The organism is Streptococcus sp. CCH5-D3 (assembly GCF_001556435.1).
Lineage (GTDB): Bacteria > Bacillota > Bacilli > Lactobacillales > Streptococcaceae > Streptococcus.
The window spans coordinates 91,680-111,577 of the sequence record NZ_LSIW01000060.1 but is presented as its reverse complement, the minus strand read 5'-3'; the positions used below and the strand labels follow the sequence as shown (position 1 = coordinate 111,577).

Genomic DNA, 19,898 nt, shown 5'->3' with positions numbered 1-19,898 from the left:
CTCTTATTTTAACATGAAGTTTGGTCGGAGAAAAGACGACTCATAAGGCTCAATTTTTTTCTTAGCGATTCAAATTTCTATCTATTCACTTTTCCCTTGCATTATCCTTCAAACTTTGGTAGAATTATATCTTGTGAGTGCACCTCACTTACTCGTGGCGAAAGACCATGAGTCATTAGACCAAAAGAGGAGGAAAATATCAATGGCTAAATACGAAATTCTTTATATCATTCGTCCAAACATTGAAGAAGAAGCTAAAAACGCTTTGGTAGCACGTTTCGATTCTATCTTGACTGACAACGGTGCAACTGTTGTTGAATCAAAAGATTGGGAAAAACGTCGTCTTGCATACGAAATCCAAGATTTCCGTGAAGGACTTTACCACGTTGTTAACGTTGAAGCAAACGACGATGCAGCTCTTAACGAGTTCGACCGTCTTTCAAAAATCAACGGTGACATTCTTCGTCACATGATCGTTAAACTTGACGCGTAAGAAGGTAAATTATGATTAATAATGTCGTACTCGTTGGTCGCATGACCCGTGATGCGGAACTTCGTTATACACCAAGTAACGTTGCTGTTGCAACATTCAGCCTTGCGGTTAACCGTAACTTCAAGGGTGCTAATGGTGAACGTGAAACAGACTTTATTAACTGTGTTATCTGGCGCCAGCAAGCTGAAAATTTGGCTAACTGGGCTAAGAAAGGCGCATTGATTGGAATTACAGGTCGTATTCAGACTCGTAACTATGAAAATCAACAAGGTCAACGTGTTTACGTAACTGAAGTTGTCGCTGATAATTTCCAAATGTTGGAAAGCCGTGCGGCACGTGAAGGTCACAGTGGTGGTTCTTACAACGCTGGAGGATTTGATAATTCAAATTCATTCGGTGGTGGAGCTTCAACTGGTGGTTCATTTGGTGGATCACAACCTGCGCAATCTACACCAAACTTCGGTCGTGATGAGAGTCCATTTGGTAATTCAAATCCAATGGATATTTCAGATGACGATCTCCCATTCTAAGAATGGACAAAACGAATTAAATATATAAAGGAGAAATAAACATGGCTCAACAACGTCGTGGCGGATTCAAACGCCGTAAAAAAGTTGATTACATCGCAGCTAACAAAATCGAATATGTTGATTACAAAGATACTGAGCTTCTTAGCCGTTTCGTTTCAGAACGTGGTAAAATTCTTCCACGTCGTGTAACAGGAACTTCAGCTAAAAACCAACGTAAAGTAACAACAGCGATTAAACGCGCTCGCGTTATGGCACTTATGCCTTACGTAAACGAAGACTAAAAATAATACCCTCGACTGAGGGTGTTTTTTTATGCCTTGATTTTGTAGTTTTTTGTTATTTTTAGGCTTGTGTGCTGAGTTTTATTTTATACTTTAGAGAAAAAGAAAAACCAACTGGTCTTCTCATTTATCTTGAGGAGCTAGTTGGTTGTTTTGTGGTATATAGAGTGTGTTTTCTAAGAAATCATCAAATTTTTGGTCGTTAACGAGGATATCGACATTGTCTTTGAAGACCTTGAAGCGGTTGGATAACCAGTGTGTTTTGATGTCTGCCCAATTGTTGAAGCGACTCCACCTGTAAGGAAGTGTAGGGTCCTGTTTTTCAAAGACATAGATAGTGCCGTCTTTTTCGTAAGCTATAGCCGTGTGGAAATTGCTGACATCACCAGGGCTATTTTGAAAGACCGATAGGAGTTTAACCTTCTCTGGAAACTTGAGTCCAGCTTTTTTCCAAGCTTTAAGGAGATCGTCTGTAGACTGATAGCTGATATTATCACCAAAAAGGAGATTGTAGAGAGCTTGATCCTTGGCAGTTAACTCTTTGTGGTGTGACTTAAGATCTATAAATTCGTTTTGAAGGGGGAGTTCTAATTTGGTGAGGTCCTCTGAGCTTGTAATAAGGTCGTGAAGAAGGAGGAAAGATGTTCGTCGACAGTTTAAGTCGTCAGTAAAGTGTGATTTATTCTCTTCAAAAGTTTTTTCATTAAGGAAGGTGACGAATTGGTTTTGATCTTTGCCGATTTTACTTTTGGTCCATTTTTTGACAACTGGCTGAAGGTTTGTATTTTCCTGATTGTAACGAGTAATATAAGGGGCTAGATTATCCCAGTCTTTGGTCGGGATGCCTTTGCTTTTTAAGGCTTTGGCTAGCTGTTTTTCTTGAGTGGGAGTCGTCACGTTGTTGAAACTATAGTAAGCTTGATAGTTTTTCTGAGTATTCTTGTGGCTGCATGCCATAAGTAATAGGCAGCAAGCAATGATTAGTAGAGGGAATTTGATACGCATCTATTGGATTTCTTTCTTTTGTCTATTAACTTTAACATTTTAGTATAGAACAACCAACTGTGTCAAGATTTCTGACGTAAAAAAGCACCCTTCTGGGTGCTTGGAGTTGAGATTGATTAAGATGCAGGTGCGTAAGTACTTTGAACGTTGTAGTGACGTTTGAAGAAGTATTTGGCAACACCAGCGATGACACCAATGATAAGGATTACAATTGGTGAAAGACCAGGGTTGAGGTAGCTTGGAAGAAGGGCTGTAAGACTAAAGAGGGCAAACCATGCAATAAAAGAGAGAGTGATGATGGTCATGCTGAACCACCATTTTGGACGTTCTTCTTTTGGTTTGTTATTGTGACGGTAGATGTAGTGATAAGGGGTATACATAGCAAGGCCTCCAATGAATGACACTGAAAGAAGGGTTGTGAGGCCGTAGCTGGTTTGTGTACCTGAGAAACCAAAGATTGCGTTCATGATTGCAACGATGGCTAGAAGGAAGAGTGAGGTATCAAGCCACATTTTCCAAGGTGTTTTGTCTGTTTCTGGTACTTCTTTGTTCGGTTCACCAGTTTCAGGTTGTTGGTGTTTTTCAGGGGAGAAGCTAGCTGCCCAAACAGTTGGAGCACCAAGGAGTCCACGTCCTGTGATTCCTTTTTTCTGGTTTTCGATAAGTTCAGGAATAATATCGCCAAGAATGTCTTTGATTTCTTGGTCTGATTTACCATCTTTGATGAGTTGGTTAGTTGCGATGTGGATAAATTCTTGGTTTTTCTTGGTGAGTTTTTGGATGTCCATGAGATGACCTTTCGATAAATAGTATTATTTTTTAGTTTTGTAGTTTAGGGATAAGAAGAGGCTCTATGTTAGAACCATTTTTTCCTGATAAAGTAGATAACAACGCAGGATGACCCGAAGGCTGCGATGAAAAAGATAACCCAAAAGGCATTATCTAAATCGTTTAGAGGCATAGAATTATTTTTAAAGTTCATGCCGTAGGCGGAGAAGATAACGGTTGGGATGTCCAGAGCCATAGTCATGAGAGCGAGTGTCTTCATGATAGTGTTCTGGTTGTTGCCGATGATAGAAGCAGCGGTTTCAGCCATGGCATTCAAGACATTTTCATAGATGCCTGCCATCTCAATGGCCTGTTGGGTTTCGACCAGCGTATCTTCCAGGAGATCCTCGTCCTCGATATATTTCTTCAAGCTAGAGGCGTTACCTGTTAGCTTTTTGACAATTCGCTCATTCATCTTAAGCGAGGCTTTTAGGTAGACAATGGATTTTTCCAATTCCATCATGTCAATCAAGTGCTCGTTTTTTGTCGCATTTTCCAACTGAGCTTCCAATTTATCACTCTGACGGTCGATAGAACGTAGGGCGGTAAGGTAAAGTTGAGCATTGCGATAGAGAATCTGAAAGACAAAACGAGTCTTCATAAAGGTGTAGAAGTTACGTACACGGTGGTTGAGGAAGTTGTCCATGAGGCTGATGTCCTCGAGACAGGTTGTAACAACCACCTCATCGGTAACGATGATACCCAATGGAATAGTGACGTAGTAGCTTTTGTTATTACGCTCTTCTTGGGTTGGGACGTCGACCAGAATCAGGGTGTAGTCATCTTCGACATCGATACGTGATGTTTCTTCCACGTCCAGAGGGGCACGGAGGTCTTGAATATCAATGTTAAAACGTTCTGCGACCTTCATGGCTTCTTCTTGGGAAGGGTTCACCAAATGAATCCAAGCACCAGGCTCGAATGTTTCAATTTCTTTGAATTCTTTTCCGGTGGATAAGAACATTTGTTTCAATGGGAACCCCTCCTTTGTCATTAGGTAAGCGCTAGCGCCTTGATTACAAAAGGATTTTTACAATCGCTTTTAAGTAAAATAAACACTGCTCTTAGCTTTTTTTAGTGATGTCAAATGAGGCTTGGGACGATGTTCCTTGCCTTTTTTAGACACTCCAATATTATACTACATTTGAAACATTTTTGGGCTGGATAAATTGAAATTTTGTTATAATATGAGAGAAAGTCGGGATGGATTTTCCATCCGTCTGTAGAAAGGAGTGGCCGTAGCTTCTGGGTTAGGGTCTCTTAAAATATGCAAGATAAGTTAGTGATTCATGGAGCAAGAGCTCACAATTTAAAAAATATCGATGTGGAGATTCCACGTGATAAACTGGTAGTGGTTACGGGTTTGTCAGGTTCTGGGAAGTCTTCCTTGGCCTTTGATACCATCTATGCAGAGGGGCAACGTCGTTATGTTGAAAGTCTCTCGGCTTATGCTCGTCAGTTTTTGGGTAATATGGAGAAACCTGATGTGGACTCGATTGATGGTTTGAGTCCTGCCATCTCCATTGATCAGAAAACAACAAGCAAAAACCCTCGTTCGACTGTAGGGACAGCAACGGAGATTAATGACTATCTTCGTCTCCTTTATGCGCGTGTGGGTGTCCCCTATTGTCCTAATGGTCATGGAGCCATTCAGTCGTCCTCTGTGGAACAGATTGTTGACGAGGTTCTAGCCCTTCCAGAGCGTACACGTATGCAGATTTTAGCGCCGATTGTTCGTCGTAGAAAAGGGCAACACAAGGCCGTTTTTGAGCGTGTACAAAAGGACGGTTATGTTCGTGTTCGTGTAGATGGTGAGATTTACGATGTCACAGAAGTGCCAGAGTTGTCTAAGTCTAAGATGCATAATATCGAAGTGGTTGTGGACCGCTTGGTGAATAAGGAGGGTATCCGTAGTCGTCTCTTTGATTCGGTGGAGGCGGCCCTTCGTTTAGCAGATGGCTACTTGATTGTGGATACTATGGATGATAATGAGTTGCTTTACTCAGAGCATTATTCTTGTCCAGTTTGTGGCTTCACAGTGCCAGAGTTGGAGCCGCGTCTCTTTTCATTCAATGCACCGTTTGGCTCTTGTCCGACCTGTGACGGTTTGGGTAATAAACTGGAAGTTGATATGGATTTGGTTATCCCTGATGCTAGTAAAACCTTGCGTGAAGGTGCTCTGGCGCCTTGGAATCCTATATCATCCAACTATTATCCAGCTATGCTTGAGCAGGCCATGGAGCAGTTCGGCGTGGATATGGATACACCATTTGAAAATCTGAAAAAAGAAGAACAGGATTTGATCCTCTATGGATCTGGGGACCGCGAATTCCACTTCCATTATGTTAATGATTTTGGTGGGGTGCGTGATATTGACATTCCTTTTGAAGGGGTTGTGACTAATATTAATCGTCGCTACCACGAGACCAATAGTGATTTCACTCGCAATGTCATGCGAGGTTATATGAATGAGTTGTCATGTCCAACTTGTCATGGCTATCGTCTTAACGAAGCAGCTCTCTCGGTTCGTGTTGGTGGTGAGAATGGCCTAAATATTGGTCAAATCTCTGATTTGTCTATTTCAGATCATCTTCAGGAAATTGATAGTCTGGAATTAGGTGAAAATGAAGGAATGATTGCCCGTCCAATTATCAAGGAAATCAAGGATCGCTTGACTTTCCTTAATAATGTAGGTCTTAATTATTTGACCCTCTCTCGTATGGCCGGAACCCTTTCTGGGGGTGAGAGTCAGCGTATCCGTTTGGCGACACAGATTGGCTCTAACCTTTCTGGAGTCCTATATGTTTTGGATGAGCCTTCTATTGGGCTTCATCAGCGTGACAATGATCGCTTGATATCAAGTCTTAAAAAGATGCGTGACTTGGGCAATACCCTGATTGTGGTGGAGCATGATGAAGATACTATGCGTGAGGCTGACTGGCTTATTGATGTGGGACCTGGTGCTGGTGCTTTTGGTGGTCAAATCATGGCCTCAGGAACCCCAGAGGAAGTTGCTAAGAACAAGAATTCAATCACCGGGCAATATCTGTCAGGTGCAAAATCAATTCCTGTTCCTCTGGAACGTCGTGTAGGTAATGGTCGTTTTATAGAGGTTAAAGGTGCTAGCGAGAATAACCTGAAGAATGTATCTGTCAAGTTTCCACTTGGAAAGTTGATTGCAGTCACTGGTGTTTCTGGTTCGGGAAAATCGACTTTGGTTAACGGAATTCTCAAGAAAAAGATTGCCCAAGAGCTCAATCGCAATAGTGAGAAACCTGGTAAACACAAATCAGTGTCAGGAATCGAGCATATCGAGCGTTTGATTGATATTGACCAAAGTCCAATTGGGCGTACACCTCGTTCTAATCCAGCGACTTATACAGGCGTTTTTGACGATATTCGTGATCTTTTTGCCCAAACCAATGAGGCCAAGATTCGCGGTTACAAGAAGGGACGTTTCTCTTTCAATGTCAAGGGTGGCCGTTGTGAAGCCTGCTCTGGTGATGGTATTATCAAGATTGAGATGCATTTCTTGCCTGATGTTTATGTCCCTTGTGAGGTTTGTCATGGCACACGCTATAATTCTGAGACCTTAGAAGTTCGCTATAAGGGGAAAAATATTGCTGAAATTTTGGATATGACAGTTGATGACGCAGTTGACTTCTTTGCGGCTATTCCTAAGATTGCTCGTAAGGTGCAGACTATCAAAGATGTAGGACTTGGGTATGTGACCTTGGGACAACCAGCAACAACCCTATCAGGTGGTGAGGCTCAACGTATGAAACTAGCTAGTGAGTTGCACAAACGCTCTACTGGGAAGTCCTTCTACATTCTGGATGAACCGACGACGGGTCTCCATACAGATGACATTGCTCGTCTTTTGAAGGTGCTTCAGCGTTTTGCGGATGATGGCAACACTGTTCTCGTGATTGAGCACAATCTGGATGTTATCAAGACCGCAGACCATATCATCGATTTGGGTCCTGAAGGCGGTGTCGGTGGAGGTACTATCGTTGCTACAGGGACTCCAGAAGAGGTAGCAGCCGTTCCGGAAAGCTACACAGGACAATATTTGAAAGAAAAATTGACATAAAGGAAAAAGGGCTCTCTGAGTCTTTTTTTGCTTTAGGCTGGTTTAAGTTGAGTTTGCTATTCTATGGTTAAGAAAAAAGATACAGGAGCCAGACTATGGTTAAAAAGCGTTTTTTTATAGGATTTAATGGTATTCTTCTAGCCTTATTTCTAGATATTTGTCTTTTAATTAGTATTCGTACAGTGGATCATCACGGCCATTTTCAATCAGCAACAGATAAATGGGAAACTTTGCTTTATGTTTTAGGAATTTATTTTAGTTTTCTCCTTTTTGAAGTAATTTTTTATCTTATTCTGAAACACCGTAGAAATAAACAAGTTTTGGAACAGGTCTTATAAAGGCCTGTCTTTTTGTGTTCAGTGGTAGTGACATTTATGTCACTATTTTTTTGAAAAGGGAGAACTTATAATGACCTTATACCCAAATCCACTAGGTCTCCAAGACGACTAAATCTTTGTATAGTCCAAGTGGTTATTGCTGTATTTATTTTTGAAAAGAAAGGAGAAATAAGAATGCGAACTAAGGCATATGGTGAAGAGCTCAATGCTGAAACCTTAGAAAATGTTACAGGGGGTGGTTTTGTATCTAAACCTCAAACCTTACCTGAACGATTGGGTTGGAACAAATGGTGGTTGAAAAGAAGACCTCCTTATGGCGATTAGAAGTTACCATGAGCACCAGATATGGGAAAGAGGAGTATGGATAAACAGAAGAATAATCTTATTAGAAGTTTAAGCATTGTTATCGTGATTGTCTGGCTATTTATTGTGATCATAAATGCTACACTAAGTTTCACCGAAGGTGTTGCTTTTATTGACCATTGTCTCGTCTGGTCAACTTTTTCACTAGCTTTTTCTTTGTTTGCGCTTAGAGTAGCGAGTAAGGATAAGGAGAAATGATTGTCTCTGCTGATTATTATAGTCTTAGGTTGAGTTTATTTGCTTAGCCTTTTCTTTTTATCTTTAATCCTATGGAATAGTGACATCTATGTCACTATTTTTTATTTCGTTAAGCTCTTATAATGAAGTCATAGCTTGGACTTAGTGGCTAAAATATTAATATAAATAGAAAAAGGAGAGGAACATGGTAATTAGTGTCATGGTACCATTGCTTTTGTTAATTGGTAAAAAGTAAGATGTAACACAGTAAACAAATAAGGAGAATACATGAAGAAAATACAATTTATTTTGATGGCGAGTTTTGTTTTAGGTACTTGCCAGTTAGCGGTGCTTAGTGGAGCAGCGGATGAGTTAGATGTTAAGGAATCTACAGTCGAATTATCCAATAATTCTGTTGAGAATGTGGAAGTTTCTTCTGAAACAGCTTCTCAACAGGTAGCTAAGAAAGTTGAATCTATTAGTGAGACAAAGGAAAATTCTCTTCCTCAATCATCACAGACAGGAGTGGTTGAGACAGAAGTAAGGTCCGAAGAGGTCTCGGTTGAAACTTATGAAAAGAATCTTGAAAACCTGAAGCCAGTCTCTTATAGTGATGTCACAAATATGTTGACTGAAGATGGCGGGGACCATATCCTTTATGTTGGCCGGCCAACCTGCTACTATTGTCGTCAAAATTCTCCAGTTTTGAAGGATTTCAATACCCTGATTGATGGTCAGCTTCTTTATTACAATACAGATTCAGATCAGTTGGACCGTGAGTCTCGTAAAATACTATTTGATAAGCTAGGAATTCCAGGGACTCCAAGTGTCATTCGTCTCAAAAATGGTCAATTGGTTTCTGGCTATCTTGGCAGTGCTCCAGATGCCCAAGCTATTTATCAGGCTGTTTTCAAGGAAGATACTGAGAAAACAGAGACACCAGAGGGAACAGGAATAGTAGAGAAGGTGGAAAATCCCTTACCTGAGTCCTCTTCTGAAGATACTATCAAGGATAGTGATAAGGATGTAATTAATCATACTGAAGGGTCTGTTACTAGCCTAATGTCTCAAATTAAGCAAGTTTTTAGGAATCTAACAGATCTGCTTATAAGTCTTTTAGGGAAATTTATCTAACAGACTATTTTCTAAGTTGGAGAAATAAAAGAACTTATCAAATATGATTTCTTCTTTGCTTGTCTTGTTTGTGAAGAATACCTTAACGGCCTTTGTAACGGCTTATTTTGGAGTAACAGGAATGACTTTCTTCACGCTCTATTTGGCTAGTTTAGGGGATACCATGACTAAGCTGATGACTTATGTGCCATTTAGTTTTATGCGAGCAGTCTTTACTAGTGGTCAAGGGTTCTTTAATCTTCGCGAAGCCTTTGTTTTGTTTGTTTGGACTACGGTTTTGCTCATTTTTATGCCAACTATCTACGAAAAGCGAGCCTTTGTGTAATGCTAATAAAGTCAGAGTTTGATCTGGCTTTTTCTTTATGACCTCAAAAAAACAATCTAAAATGTCAATTTAATCCTTTAAAATCTGAAAATTTGGTATAATTAACCTAAAATACCAAAGGAGTAATTTATAATGCAACGTAGACTTGAACGATTTGATGCCAAACTTGCCCAATCAGGCCTTGATGCCTTGTTGGTGACAGGACAAAAAAATATCTATTATTTGACAGATTTCTGGGGGACAAATGCGACTGTCTTCATTACTAAGAATCGTCGCCTCTTCTTAACCGATTCACGTTATACCCTCATTGCCAAACAATCCGTGCATGGCTTTGATATTATCGAAAGTAAGGACCCACTTAAGGATATTGTTAAAATTATCGAGGCTGATAAACTGGAAACAATCGGATTTGATAATCAGGTATCATTTGCTTACTATCAAGGTCTTCAAGCGATTTTTGAAGGCTACACTTTATCACCACAAAGCAACTTCATGGAAGAGTTGCGTATGATTAAGGACGAAAAAGAATTGGCAACTATCCGTAAGGCTTGTTCTATCTCAGACCGTGCCTTTACAGATGTACTTGATTTTATTAAACCAGGTCAAACAACAGAACTACAAGTGGCAAACTTCCTAGATTTCCGTATGCGTGAGTACGGAGCTTCAGGGGTTTCCTTTGAGTCTATCATTGCTTCAGGTTACCGTTCTGCTATGCCTCATGGGGTTGCTTCAGAAAAGGTTATCCAATCTGGTGAAACCTTAACGATGGACTTTGGTTGCTACTACAACCACTACGTTAGCGATATGACTCGTACTATCCATATTGGTGACACCACTGATGAGGAGCGTGAAATTTATGATATCGTTCTACGTTCTAACCAGGCCTTGATTGACGCAGCTAAGGCTGGTATGACACGTCGTGACTATGATAAGGTTGCGCGTGAGGTTATTGTCGAAGCGGGCTACGGTGACTACTTTACACATGGTATTGGACATGGTATCGGTCTTGACATTCACGAGATTCCTTACTTTGGTAACTCTGATGAGACTATCGAAGCTGGTATGGTCTTGACGGACGAGCCAGGTGTTTATTTGGCTGATAAATACGGTGTTCGTATCGAAGATGACATCATTATCACAGAAAATGGTTGTGAATTGATTACCCTTGCGCCTAAGGAATTGATTGTTCTCTAAGATTTGGAGGAATACTTTATGCCAAACCGTTTATCTTGGCAAGATTATTTTATGGCTAATGCAGAGCTGATTTCTAAGCGCTCTACGTGTGACCGTGCCTTTGTTGGAGCTGTTTTAGTCAAGGACAAGCGTATTATCGCTACAGGTTATAACGGCGGAGTTTCTGAGACTGATAACTGTAACGAAGTAGGCCACTATATGGAAGATGGTCATTGTATTCGTACGGTACACGCAGAGATGAATGCCCTTATCCAATGTGCCAAAGAGGGGATTTCTACCAAAAATACAGAGATTTATGTGACTCATTTTCCTTGTATCAACTGCACCAAAGCTCTCTTGCAAGCTGGTATTGTTAAGATTACATACAAGGCCAATTATAGGCCCCATCCCTTTGCGATTGAATTGATGGAACAAAAAGGCGTTTCTTATTTGCAACATGATGTTCCAGAGGTTCACTTAGGAATGGATGACTAGTTTGTTCTTTGAAAAAAGCCTGAGGATTGGGCTTGAATCTATAAAACATTTGAGCCATGCTATCATTTATGGTAGAATAAACTGATAATAATTTTTTACAAAGAGGTATTTAATAATGATTGAAGCAAGTAAACTCCGTGCGGGTATGACTTTCGTAACTAACGATGGCAAATTGATCAAAGTTCTTGAAGCTAGCCACCACAAACCTGGTAAAGGTAACACAATCATGCGTATGAAATTGCGTGATGTTCGTTCAGGTTCAACTTTTGATACTAGCTATCGTCCAGAAGAAAAATTTGAACAAGCAATCATCGAAACAGTACCAGCACAATACTTGTACCAAATGGATGATACTGCATACTTCATGAACACTGAAACATATGACCAATATGAAATCCCAGTAGCCAACGTTCAAGAAGAATTGAAATTTATCCTTGAAAACTCAGACGTAAAAATCCAATTCTACGGAACAGAAGTTATTGGTGTTCAAGTTCCAACAACTGTTGAATTGACTGTTACTGAAACACAACCATCAATCAAAGGTGCAACAGTTACAGGTTCAGGTAAACCTGCAACACTTGAAACTGGTCTTGTGGTTAACGTTCCAGACTTTATCGAAGCTGGTCAAAAATTGGTTATCAACACAGCTGAAGGTACTTACGTATCACGTGCCTAAGCCCAACTAAGTCTTTCAAACCACTGGTTTGAAGGCTTTATTTTCCAAACTAACGGAAAGGAAACATGCGATGACTACAGAAAATATCGGTGAAATTGTAATTGCCCCTCGCGTGCTCGAAGTGATTACAGGTATCGCTGCAACTAAAGTGGAAGGTGTTTACGCCCTTCAAAATAAAAATGTTACGGATAGTCTCAGCAAAACAAGCTTGGGACGTGGTGTTTACCTCCGAACAGAAGAAGATGGTACTGTAAATGCTGATATCTACGTCTCACTTCAGTATGGGGTTAACGTACCAGCGGTTTCAATTGAAATTCAAAAGGCTGTTAAAGCAGCTGTCTATGATATGGCAGAAGTGGCAATTTCAGAAGTCAATGTTCACGTTGAATCTATTGTTACTGAAAAGTCACAAAAACCAGACTTGGCTGAATTGTTTAACGAGGATTTTTTGAATGACTAATATCTTTAAAGATTCACGTCGTGACCTTCGTGAGCGTGCTTTTCAAACGCTTTTTGCCCTTGAATTTGGTGGAGAAGCTCTGGAACAAGCACATTTCGTTTACACTTATGACAAGCCAATTGACGAAGAAACTGAAGTTGATGTACCAGCCTTTCTCCTTAGCCTAGTAACAGGTGTCCGTGAAGAGTTGGCCCAACTTGATAGTCAAATTGAAGAAAAGTTGAAAGAGGGTTGGAGCCTCTCACGTTTGATTGTGACAGATCGTACTCTCCTTCGTTTGGGACTTTATGAAATCACGTCATTTGAAGAAACACCAGGACGTGTAGCTATTAACGAAATCATTGAAATCGCTAAAAAATATTCTGATGAAACATCTGCTAAGTTCATTAATGGTGTACTTAGTCAGTTTGTGACAGATGAAGCATAAGCAAAAGAAGTTGAGCGTTGTTTCAACTTCTTTTTTTCTACAAATGTAACAAGAAAAAAGTCGCAAGCGGAGATTTCTTGCGACTTTCATTTATATACTGCCACCAGCAATCAGACTCACTGGAAGTACATAATCACGATTAACTGTTTTGCCTTTAATTTTCTTGAGAAGAATTTCGACACAAAGCTTAGCAATTTCATCCAAAGGTTGTTGGATAGTTGCTAACTCTGGGTAGAAGTGACGGATAAAGGCGGTACCGTCATAACCGATGATTTTTAGGTCATCTGGGATAGAAAGTCCCAATTGTCTAACTACCTTCATAACCAAGATAGCTGTTAAATCGTCCGAAACAAAGATGCCATCTGGCTTTTCACGAGAAATGATAGATTTGATTTCTAATTCTCGTCGCATGAGAGACAAATCGTTTGGAACGGGACAGATAATACCTTTTTTGTCCAACTCATAATTAAAACCTAGTTGACGGAGTCCTGTTGGAGAATCCGAATTATCATAACCTGTAATCATGACAATTCGTTGACAACCAGCTTTAACCAGAGCTCTTGCGGCTAACTTCCCACCTTCAAAGTTGTCAGATGAAACGATAGGAATCTTTGGGGCGAGATTACGGTCGAAGGCAACGATGGGAGCTTCAACCTTCTCATAATCCTCAATGCCAAGATTGTGGCTAGACGAGATGATGCCATCACATTGATTGGCGGCAAGCATCTCCAAATAGTCCTTTTCCTTGTTAGGATCATGCTCACTGTTACAAATGATGGTTTTATAGCCTTGCTTAAAGAGTTCATCTTCAAGACGTTCAATAAGCTCAGCATAAAAGACATTGGAGATATTTGGGAAAATCAAGCCAACAAGTTTGGCCGACTTTCCTTGAAGACCTCGAGCTAAATTATTAGGTTTATAGTTGAGTTCTTGCATAGCAGCGTGAACTTTGTCAATGGTCTTCTGTGAGAGGTAGCCCTTTTTGTTTATGACGCGAGAAACTGTGGTTGGGCTCACACCAGCCAGTTCGGCAACGTCAGTAAGCTTTGCGACCATAAATCACCTTAGTATTTCAAGTCGAAGTAGTGTCCAGAAACGTTCCCTGATGTCACTTTGATACCAGTTTGTTCTGCACTTGGGAAGACGCGGCTAGTGAAGACTTTTTCACCTTTGTTGAAGAAAATTTCAACGATTGAATTGTCTACAAAGATGTTTGCTGTTGCAGCTTGACCGGCATCAAGAGTACATTCACGACTTGTGCCAAAGTCAGTCGCATATTGTTCACCAGCTTTAGAACGGTCAAGGATAACTTTTCCGTTTTCAGTATCAACTGTAAGTGACAAGCCATTTCCTTCTTGGTCTGCGAAGAGGACAAGTTCTGTTTGAGTGTTAGCTTCAAAGTTAAGTTCAAGCTCGTAAGTGTTAGTTGTTGCCGTTTTTTCAGAGAAATCTTCTTGGCTAGCACGTAAGCTTGTAATGGCTTCGACTGGATATTGGTAGAGTTTGCCATCTTTAATAGACAATTCTTTAACCAAGCTCATAGCCCCTTGGTAGTCGTATTTGTCAGTTGGATAGTCCACATCTGGAAGACCGATCCAGCTGACAATAAGGGCACGACCATCTGGAGTATTAAAGCCTTGAGTTGCATATGCTTCAAATCCGTAGTCCAAGTTGATAATTGGTGTGCCATCAACGAGGGCAGGTTTTTCTGTGTCGAAATCTTGGAAAATCTTATAAGTGTTAGGGTAGATGTTACCGTAGTCAAGTTCAGCTTTATCGAGACCTTGTGGGCTATAAAGAAGAACAGGTTTGCCATCTACAAAGACAAGGTTAGGACACTCAATCATGTACTCTGACCCAGTGCCACCAAAGTCAAGATTACCAACCTCAACCCAGTTTTCGACATCATTGTCTACTGCCTTGTAAAGTTTGATATAACCTTGTTTATCGTGGTTTTGAGCACCTACGATAGCGTAGAATTGTCCCTTGTAATCGAAGATTTGAGGGTCACGGAAGTGCCCAGTAGCGTCAGCAGGTTGTTTGATAAGAACCTTGTCGAATTTTTCGATTTTGCCGTCTTTATCCATCCAAGCGCCGATTTGACGTGGGTCACGAATCCAGTTTTCATCACGAACGTTCCCAGTATAGAAGATAAAGAGTTTATCACCGATTTGATAAGCAGAACCTGAGTAGGCACCGTGGCTATCATTTTCATGGTCTGGCAAGAGTTTGACACCAGTTTCTGTAAAGTGAACCAAATCTTCAGTTTCAGTATGCACCCATTGTTTCAAACCATGAGCAGCTCCAAATGGCCAACTTTGGTAGAAAAGTTGGAACTTACCATTAAAGTAAGAAAAACCGTTTGGATCATTAAGAAGCCCTGTTTCTGGTTCGATATGGTAACTTGCACGCCAAGGTGATTTAGCGACATTTTCTCTAATCTTTGTTTTTTCTTCGTCTGTCCAATCTGCGTATGGACGGTAACGAACTTCTGTTGGTAGATTCATATTTAGTAATCTCCTAATCTATTTGTTAATAATATAGTAAACGTTTTACCTATAAAAATCAACGATTTATAACAAAAAATAAAAAAATATGCTAAACGGTTGACATATGGCAGAAAGATGCTAAAATAGTTATCGTAAAGAAAAGCTAAACGCTTTCATACCAAATTTTATTAAGGAGAATTTTGCAAATGGATAACAAACAAATTGCAAAAGAAGTCATCGATGCCCTCGGTGGACGTGAAAACGTCAACAGTGTTGCTCACTGTGCGACTCGTCTACGTGTGATGGTCAAAGATGAAAACAAAATCAATAAAGAAAAGGCTGAGAACATTGAAAAAGTTCAAGGTGCTTTCTTTAACTCAGGTCAATACCAAATGATTTTTGGTACAGGTACTGTTAACAAGATTTACGACGAAGTCGTTGCTCAAGGTCTTCCAACAGCATCTAAAGACGAACAAAAAGCAGAAGCTGCTAAACAAGGTAACTGGTTCCAACGTGCTATCCGTTCATTCGGTGACGTTTTCGTTCCATTGCTTCCAGCAATCGTAGCGACTGGTCTTTTCATGGGTATCCGTGGAGCAATCAATAACGATACAGTTCTTGGTTTGTTCGGTACAACATCAAAAGCTTTTGCTGCTACTGATTTCTATACTTACACAGTTGTATTGACAGATACAGCCTTCGCCTTCTTCCCAGCCTTGATTTGTTGGTCAGCCTTTAACGTATTTGGTGGTTCACCACTTCTTGGTTTGGTTCTTGGTTTGATGATGGTTAACAACGCCCTTCCTAACGCTTGGGATGTTGCATCAGGTGCTGCTAAACCAATTTACTTCTTTGATTTTATTCCAGTAGTAGGTTACCAAAACTCAGTGCTTCCAGCCTTCTTCGTAGGTTTGCTTGGTGCTAAGTTCGAGCAATGGGTTCGTAAATGGGTTCCAGACGTTCTTGACCTTCTCTTGCGTCCACTTATCGTCTTCGCAGTAATGTCAGCTTTGGCCCTCTTTATCATTGGCCCTGTCTTCCATACTGTTGAAAGCTATGTTCTTGCTGCTACAGAATGGATTCTTAACTTGCCATTTGGTCTTGCTGGTCTTGTTCTTGGTGGAGTTCACCAAGTTATCGTCGTTACAGGGGTTCACCACGTCTTTAACTTGCTTGAAGCTAACCTCATTGCTAATACTGGTAAAGACCCACTTAACGCTATCATCACAGCTGCTATGACTGCCCAAGCTGGTGCGACACTTGCAGTGGGTGTTAAAACTAAAGATGCTAAATTGAAAGCACTTGCTTTCCCTGCAACTCTTTCAGCGGTACTTGGTATCACTGAACCAGCTATCTTCGGGGTTAACCTTCGTTTCGGTAAACCATTTATCATGGGTCTTATTGCCGGTGCTGCTGGTGGTTGGTTGGCATCAATCCTTAACCTTGCTGGTACAGGATTTGGTGTAACAATCGTTCCTGGTACACTTCTTTACCTTAACGGTCAAGTACTTAAATATGTTCTTATGGTACTTGTAACACTTGCTCTTGGTTTCGCTCTTACTTGGATCTTCGGTTACAAAGAGGAAGAAGTTGAAGCTCAAAAAGAAGTTGTTGCTGAAGATATTGCATCTGCAGAATCAGCTCCAGTTGCATTGCAAGCTGAAACAATCGCTGCTCCACTTAAAGGTGAAGTTGTAGCTTTGGAAAATGTTAATGATCCAGTCTTCTCATCAGGAGCCATGGGTAAAGGTGCCGCTATCAAACCTTCAGGTAACCAAGTAGTTGCACCATTTGATGGCGAAGTACAAATCGCCTTCCCAACAGGTCACGCTTACGGTCTTAAATCTGATAAAGGTGCTGAAGTGCTTATCCACATCGGTATCGATACTGTCTCACTTGACGGTAAAGGATTTGATGCTAAAGTTCAAGCAAATCAACGTATTAAAAAAGGTGATGTCTTGGCTACCTTCGATAGCTCAGTAATCACTGAAGCAGGTCTTGACGATACAACTATGGTTATCGTTACAAACACTGCAGACTTCGAAGATGTTTCATCAGTAGCGACTGGTTCGGTTGCTGAAGGTGCAGACTTCATCGCAGTTAAATAATAAGCTAGGAAAGTCGAAGCCAATTCGGCTTTTTTAGTTAAATGGCTCATAAAGATAAGTGTGAAGCAGAGCAGTCTGTGCCTCCTTGAACAAGGTCTCATTTAGATTGTCTTTTGCCTAGCTTTTCTTTATAATAGTATAAAATAGTTATTTATTGATTACAAAAGGAGATAGCTTTACCTATGGCTAAACTTTACGGAAGCTTGGAAGCTGGTGGTACAAAATTTGTTTGTGCTGTTGGCGATGAGAAATTCCAAGTCGTTGAAAAAACTCAATTCCCAACAACTACACCTTACGAAACAATTGACCGTACGATTGAATTTTTCAAACGTTATGAAGATCAATTGGCTGGAATTGCAATTGGTTCATTTGGACCAATTGATGTTGATCCAAACTCTGAAACATATGGTTTTGTGACTTCAACACCAAAACCACATTGGTCAAATGTCGACCTTCTTGGTTTGATTGCTAAAGAGTTTAATATTCCTTTCTACTTTACGACTGATGTTAACTCATCTGCTTATGGTGAGACACTTGTTCGTAAAGGTGTTAAGAGTCTTGTTTACTACACTATCGGAACTGGTATTGGAGCCGGTGCTATTCAAAATGGTGAGTTCATTGGTGGTATGGGTCACACTGAAGCTGGTCACGTATATGTACCTCTTCACCCAAATGATGTTTCCAATGAATTTAACGGAACTTGTCCATTCCACCGCGGATGTTTGGAAGGTTTGGCTGCTGGTCCATCACTTGAAGCCCGTACAGGTATTCGTGGTGAATTGATTGAGCAAAATTCTGAGGTTTGGGATGTTCAAGCTTACTACATTGCTCAAGCTGCTGTCCAGGCAACTGTGCTCTACCGTCCAGAAGTTATCGTCTTTGGGGGTGGTGTTATGGGACAAGAACACATGCTTCGTCGTGTCCGTGAAAAATTCACAGCTCTTTTGAATGGTTACCTTCCAGTGCCAGACGTGACTGAGTATATTGTGACACCTGCTGTTTCAGGTAATGGCTCTGCGACACTTGGTAACTTTGCACTTGCCAAAGATGTAGCTGACAAACACTCACGCAAATAAGCAAAATATGTAAAATCGCTTTAAGACATGATCTTAAGGCGTTTTGCTCTATACAGGAGGATGTAATGGAACCTTTATTTTTAGATTCGCCAATGCATGAAAAAATCTGGGGAGGTAATCGACTTAAGACAGAGTTTGGTTACGATATTCCCAGTGAACATACTGGTGAATACTGGGCAATTTCTGCCCATCCTAATGGTGTATCCTATGTCAAAAACGGGAAGTATGCTGGTTTCCACCTGGCAGAGCTTTACAAGGATAAACCAGAACTTTTTGGAAATCCCAAGACTAGTGTTTTTCCTTTGTTGACAAAGATTTTGGACGCTAATGACTGGCTCTCAGTACAAGTACACCCTGATGATGCTTATGGACTAGAGCATGAAGGTGAGCTAGGAAAGACAGAATGTTGGTATATTATTGATGCTGAAGAGGGTGCAGAGATTATTTATGGTCACAAGGCTAAGACCAAGGAAGAATTGGCGTCCTTAATTGAAGCAGGTGATTGGGACGGACTTTTGTCGAAAACTCCTGTTAAGAAAGGTGACTTTTTCTTTGTACCAAGTGGTACCATGCATGCTATTGGTCCAGGTATCCTTATCTTAGAAACTCAACAATCTAGCGATACCACTTACCGTGTCTATGATTTTGATCGTAGGGATGATCAGGGCAATAAACGTGAGCTTCATATTCAACAGTCTCTTGATGTCTTGAATTTAGGGGACCCAGAAAATAGCGTCCCAGCAACTGTTAAGACCTTGCAATTAGAGTCGACTTGTTTGACATCAAACTCCTTCTTCACCGTATATAAATGGAAGCTCAGTGGCTTGGTTGACTTCAAGCAATCAGCTCCTTATTTGCTTTGTTCGGTACTTTCTGGCAATGGGACTATGACTATCGATTCACGCATTTATTGTCTAAAAAAAGGTGATCACTTCATTCTTCCAAATGATGTGACAGATTGGGAAATTGATGGACAATTGGAGATGATTGTCAGTCACCCTAACGAGGCTTAAGTATGAGTAATGAAAAAGTTTTAGCTACACTATTTGAGTGTATTGAAATCGGCAAATCCTATTATTTTGAGGGAGCTTACTATCGTCTAAAAGACTATGGAGACCACATTTATGGCTTACAACGGGCCATTCCTGGGATGTGCGGTGAAAAAACGGCCTCCCCTAGCATCAAATTTTACTGGAAAAATGGTGTCTTGGACTATCAATTCTACGTTGATTTTGAAGCTAGCCCTATGATAATGAAGGCCTATAGCGGCACCGACCATGCCTTCTTTGAGCAGGCTTTTGAAAATCTCTTGCATGATTTTGAGGATATCCTAGAGAGCCAAGAGAACTCTAAGAAGTAGTTTTAAAGCATTATTGTCGATATTTTCAGTGAATCTAATAAAAAAGTTTTCGTTTATTTGTAAATCC

The 19,898-nt window shown here is 40.6% G+C and carries 23 protein-coding genes; 18 read left to right on the top strand and 5 right to left on the bottom strand.

Annotated elements, in window-relative coordinates:
- Window positions 1-202: 202 nt before the first annotated feature.
- Genes rpsF through rpsR form a run of 3 tightly spaced genes read left to right on the top strand, consistent with a single transcriptional unit; the run spans window position 203 to window position 1,304 of the window.
- The gene (gene rpsF / locus AX662_RS04200; RefSeq protein ID WP_003093185.1) at window positions 203-493 is read left to right on the top strand and encodes a 30S ribosomal protein S6; all 291 of its coding nucleotides are present in this window, start codon (window positions 203-205) and stop codon (window positions 491-493) included.
- An 11-nt stretch (window positions 494-504) separates the two neighbouring features.
- A complete protein-coding gene (locus tag AX662_RS04195; RefSeq protein WP_002891844.1) occupies window positions 505-1,023 on the top strand; it encodes a single-stranded DNA-binding protein in 519 nt (172 codons plus the stop codon).
- 41 nt (window positions 1,024-1,064) lie between these two features.
- Complete coding sequence (gene rpsR, locus AX662_RS04190; RefSeq protein ID WP_000068665.1) at window positions 1,065-1,304, top strand: 30S ribosomal protein S18; 240 nt, start codon at window positions 1,065-1,067, stop codon at window positions 1,302-1,304.
- Window positions 1,305-1,427: 123 nt separating this feature from the next.
- Here rpsR and AX662_RS04185 read toward each other — a convergent pair whose 3' ends face one another.
- The 3 genes from AX662_RS04185 to AX662_RS04175 all read right to left on the bottom strand — a co-directional run bounded on the left by AX662_RS04185 (window position 1,428) and on the right by AX662_RS04175 (window position 4,110).
- Window positions 1,428-2,309 (bottom strand): DUF4300 family protein, encoded by an 882-nt coding sequence (locus tag AX662_RS04185; protein WP_060971701.1) that lies wholly within the window; start codon window positions 2,307-2,309, stop codon window positions 1,428-1,430.
- Window positions 2,310-2,425: 116 nt separating this feature from the next.
- Window positions 2,426-3,097, bottom strand: a complete 672-nt coding sequence (locus AX662_RS04180) for a DUF1129 domain-containing protein (protein WP_060971700.1) — start codon at window positions 3,095-3,097, stop codon at window positions 2,426-2,428.
- A 68-nt stretch (window positions 3,098-3,165) separates the two neighbouring features.
- Entirely contained in the window at window positions 3,166-4,110 is a 945-nt protein-coding gene (locus AX662_RS04175; RefSeq protein WP_060971699.1) for a magnesium transporter CorA family protein, read from the bottom strand.
- A gap of 294 nt (window positions 4,111-4,404) precedes the next feature.
- On the opposite strand from AX662_RS04175, the gene uvrA reads away from it, so the two are divergent.
- The 11 genes from uvrA to nusB all read left to right on the top strand — a co-directional run bounded on the left by uvrA (window position 4,405) and on the right by nusB (window position 12,798).
- Window positions 4,405-7,230, top strand: a complete 2,826-nt coding sequence (uvrA, locus tag AX662_RS04170; protein WP_060971698.1) for an excinuclease ABC subunit UvrA — start codon at window positions 4,405-4,407, stop codon at window positions 7,228-7,230.
- A 95-nt stretch (window positions 7,231-7,325) separates the two neighbouring features.
- Window positions 7,326-7,568 (top strand): DUF3923 family protein, encoded by a 243-nt coding sequence (locus AX662_RS04165; protein ID WP_037602605.1) that lies wholly within the window; start codon window positions 7,326-7,328, stop codon window positions 7,566-7,568.
- Between the two features lie 174 nt (window positions 7,569-7,742).
- The gene (locus tag AX662_RS10720) at window positions 7,743-7,892 is read left to right on the top strand and encodes a hypothetical protein (protein ID WP_171966959.1); all 150 of its coding nucleotides are present in this window, start codon (window positions 7,743-7,745) and stop codon (window positions 7,890-7,892) included.
- A gap of 36 nt (window positions 7,893-7,928) precedes the next feature.
- Entirely contained in the window at window positions 7,929-8,129 is a 201-nt protein-coding gene (locus AX662_RS04160) for a hypothetical protein (RefSeq protein ID WP_037602602.1), read from the top strand.
- A 267-nt stretch (window positions 8,130-8,396) separates the two neighbouring features.
- On the top strand, window positions 8,397-9,242 hold the full coding sequence (locus AX662_RS04155; protein ID WP_060971697.1) for a thioredoxin family protein: 846 nt from the start codon (window positions 8,397-8,399) through the stop codon (window positions 9,240-9,242).
- Window positions 9,243-9,312: 70 nt separating this feature from the next.
- Complete coding sequence (locus AX662_RS04150; protein ID WP_231728412.1) at window positions 9,313-9,567, top strand: hypothetical protein; 255 nt, start codon at window positions 9,313-9,315, stop codon at window positions 9,565-9,567.
- Between the two features lie 132 nt (window positions 9,568-9,699).
- Window positions 9,700-10,761, top strand: coding sequence for a M24 family metallopeptidase (locus AX662_RS04145; protein WP_060971695.1), 1,062 nt, complete (start codon window positions 9,700-9,702; stop codon window positions 10,759-10,761).
- A gap of 18 nt (window positions 10,762-10,779) precedes the next feature.
- Window positions 10,780-11,235: a deoxycytidylate deaminase gene (locus AX662_RS04140; RefSeq protein WP_002884736.1), complete on the top strand. Its 456-nt coding sequence runs from the start codon at window positions 10,780-10,782 to the stop codon at window positions 11,233-11,235.
- A gap of 115 nt (window positions 11,236-11,350) precedes the next feature.
- On the top strand, window positions 11,351-11,911 hold the full coding sequence (gene efp / locus AX662_RS04135; RefSeq protein ID WP_002891830.1) for an elongation factor P: 561 nt from the start codon (window positions 11,351-11,353) through the stop codon (window positions 11,909-11,911).
- Window positions 11,912-11,981: 70 nt separating this feature from the next.
- Window positions 11,982-12,371 (top strand): Asp23/Gls24 family envelope stress response protein, encoded by a 390-nt coding sequence (locus AX662_RS04130; protein WP_002884704.1) that lies wholly within the window; start codon window positions 11,982-11,984, stop codon window positions 12,369-12,371.
- A complete protein-coding gene (gene nusB, locus AX662_RS04125) occupies window positions 12,364-12,798 on the top strand; it encodes a transcription antitermination factor NusB (RefSeq protein WP_060971694.1) in 435 nt (144 codons plus the stop codon). Before AX662_RS04130 ends, nusB begins: the two co-directional genes overlap by 8 nt.
- A 90-nt stretch (window positions 12,799-12,888) precedes the next feature.
- Here the strand turns inward: nusB and AX662_RS04120 are convergent, their stop codons facing one another.
- Together AX662_RS04120 and AX662_RS04115 are read right to left on the bottom strand one after the other, a co-directional pair.
- Window positions 12,889-13,854, bottom strand: a complete 966-nt coding sequence (locus tag AX662_RS04120) for a LacI family DNA-binding transcriptional regulator (protein WP_060971693.1) — start codon at window positions 13,852-13,854, stop codon at window positions 12,889-12,891.
- A gap of 8 nt (window positions 13,855-13,862) precedes the next feature.
- Complete coding sequence (locus AX662_RS04115; RefSeq protein WP_014635039.1) at window positions 13,863-15,305, bottom strand: sucrose-6-phosphate hydrolase; 1,443 nt, start codon at window positions 15,303-15,305, stop codon at window positions 13,863-13,865.
- 188 nt (window positions 15,306-15,493) lie between these two features.
- On the opposite strand from AX662_RS04115, the gene AX662_RS04110 reads away from it, so the two are divergent.
- The 4 genes from AX662_RS04110 (at window position 15,494) to AX662_RS10320 (ending at window position 19,831) form a co-directional block, all read left to right on the top strand.
- Window positions 15,494-17,395 carry a sucrose-specific PTS transporter subunit IIBC gene (locus AX662_RS04110; RefSeq protein WP_022496300.1) on the top strand — a complete coding sequence of 634 codons (1,902 nt, stop codon included), beginning with the start codon at window positions 15,494-15,496 and terminating at the stop codon, window positions 17,393-17,395.
- A 182-nt stretch (window positions 17,396-17,577) separates the two neighbouring features.
- Window positions 17,578-18,471, top strand: a complete 894-nt coding sequence (gene scrK / locus AX662_RS04105) for a fructokinase ScrK (protein WP_002891824.1) — start codon at window positions 17,578-17,580, stop codon at window positions 18,469-18,471.
- Between the two features lie 65 nt (window positions 18,472-18,536).
- Complete coding sequence (gene manA, locus AX662_RS04100) at window positions 18,537-19,484, top strand: mannose-6-phosphate isomerase, class I (RefSeq protein ID WP_060971692.1); 948 nt, start codon at window positions 18,537-18,539, stop codon at window positions 19,482-19,484.
- A gap of 2 nt (window positions 19,485-19,486) precedes the next feature.
- Window positions 19,487-19,831: a hypothetical protein gene (locus AX662_RS10320; protein ID WP_082757393.1), complete on the top strand. Its 345-nt coding sequence runs from the start codon at window positions 19,487-19,489 to the stop codon at window positions 19,829-19,831.
- Window positions 19,832-19,898: the final 67 nt, after the last annotated feature.

What these genes read in the sequence shown, in the direction of transcription:
- rpsF (WP_003093185.1), top strand. Translation starts at nt 203, where the DNA reads ATGGCTAAATACGAAATTCTTTATATCATTCGTCCAAACATTGAAGAA.
- AX662_RS04195 (WP_002891844.1), top strand. Translation starts at nt 505, where the DNA reads ATGATTAATAATGTCGTACTCGTTGGTCGCATGACCCGTGATGCGGAA.
- rpsR (WP_000068665.1), top strand. Translation starts at nt 1,065, where the DNA reads ATGGCTCAACAACGTCGTGGCGGATTCAAACGCCGTAAAAAAGTTGAT.
- AX662_RS04185 (WP_060971701.1), bottom strand. Translation starts at nt 2,309, where the DNA reads ATGCGTATCAAATTCCCTCTACTAATCATTGCTTGCTGCCTATTACTT.
- AX662_RS04180 (WP_060971700.1), bottom strand. Translation starts at nt 3,097, where the DNA reads ATGGACATCCAAAAACTCACCAAGAAAAACCAAGAATTTATCCACATC.
- uvrA (WP_060971698.1), top strand. Translation starts at nt 4,405, where the DNA reads ATGCAAGATAAGTTAGTGATTCATGGAGCAAGAGCTCACAATTTAAAA.
- AX662_RS04165 (WP_037602605.1), top strand. Translation starts at nt 7,326, where the DNA reads ATGGTTAAAAAGCGTTTTTTTATAGGATTTAATGGTATTCTTCTAGCC.
- AX662_RS10720 (WP_171966959.1), top strand. Translation starts at nt 7,743, where the DNA reads ATGCGAACTAAGGCATATGGTGAAGAGCTCAATGCTGAAACCTTAGAA.
- AX662_RS04160 (WP_037602602.1), top strand. Translation starts at nt 7,929, where the DNA reads ATGGATAAACAGAAGAATAATCTTATTAGAAGTTTAAGCATTGTTATC.
- AX662_RS04155 (WP_060971697.1), top strand. Translation starts at nt 8,397, where the DNA reads ATGAAGAAAATACAATTTATTTTGATGGCGAGTTTTGTTTTAGGTACT.
- AX662_RS04145 (WP_060971695.1), top strand. Translation starts at nt 9,700, where the DNA reads ATGCAACGTAGACTTGAACGATTTGATGCCAAACTTGCCCAATCAGGC.
- AX662_RS04140 (WP_002884736.1), top strand. Translation starts at nt 10,780, where the DNA reads ATGCCAAACCGTTTATCTTGGCAAGATTATTTTATGGCTAATGCAGAG.
- efp (WP_002891830.1), top strand. Translation starts at nt 11,351, where the DNA reads ATGATTGAAGCAAGTAAACTCCGTGCGGGTATGACTTTCGTAACTAAC.
- AX662_RS04130 (WP_002884704.1), top strand. Translation starts at nt 11,982, where the DNA reads ATGACTACAGAAAATATCGGTGAAATTGTAATTGCCCCTCGCGTGCTC.
- nusB (WP_060971694.1), top strand. Translation starts at nt 12,364, where the DNA reads ATGACTAATATCTTTAAAGATTCACGTCGTGACCTTCGTGAGCGTGCT.
- AX662_RS04120 (WP_060971693.1), bottom strand. Translation starts at nt 13,854, where the DNA reads ATGGTCGCAAAGCTTACTGACGTTGCCGAACTGGCTGGTGTGAGCCCA.
- AX662_RS04115 (WP_014635039.1), bottom strand. Translation starts at nt 15,305, where the DNA reads ATGAATCTACCAACAGAAGTTCGTTACCGTCCATACGCAGATTGGACA.
- AX662_RS04110 (WP_022496300.1), top strand. Translation starts at nt 15,494, where the DNA reads ATGGATAACAAACAAATTGCAAAAGAAGTCATCGATGCCCTCGGTGGA.
- scrK (WP_002891824.1), top strand. Translation starts at nt 17,578, where the DNA reads ATGGCTAAACTTTACGGAAGCTTGGAAGCTGGTGGTACAAAATTTGTT.
- manA (WP_060971692.1), top strand. Translation starts at nt 18,537, where the DNA reads ATGGAACCTTTATTTTTAGATTCGCCAATGCATGAAAAAATCTGGGGA.
- AX662_RS10320 (WP_082757393.1), top strand. Translation starts at nt 19,487, where the DNA reads ATGAGTAATGAAAAAGTTTTAGCTACACTATTTGAGTGTATTGAAATC.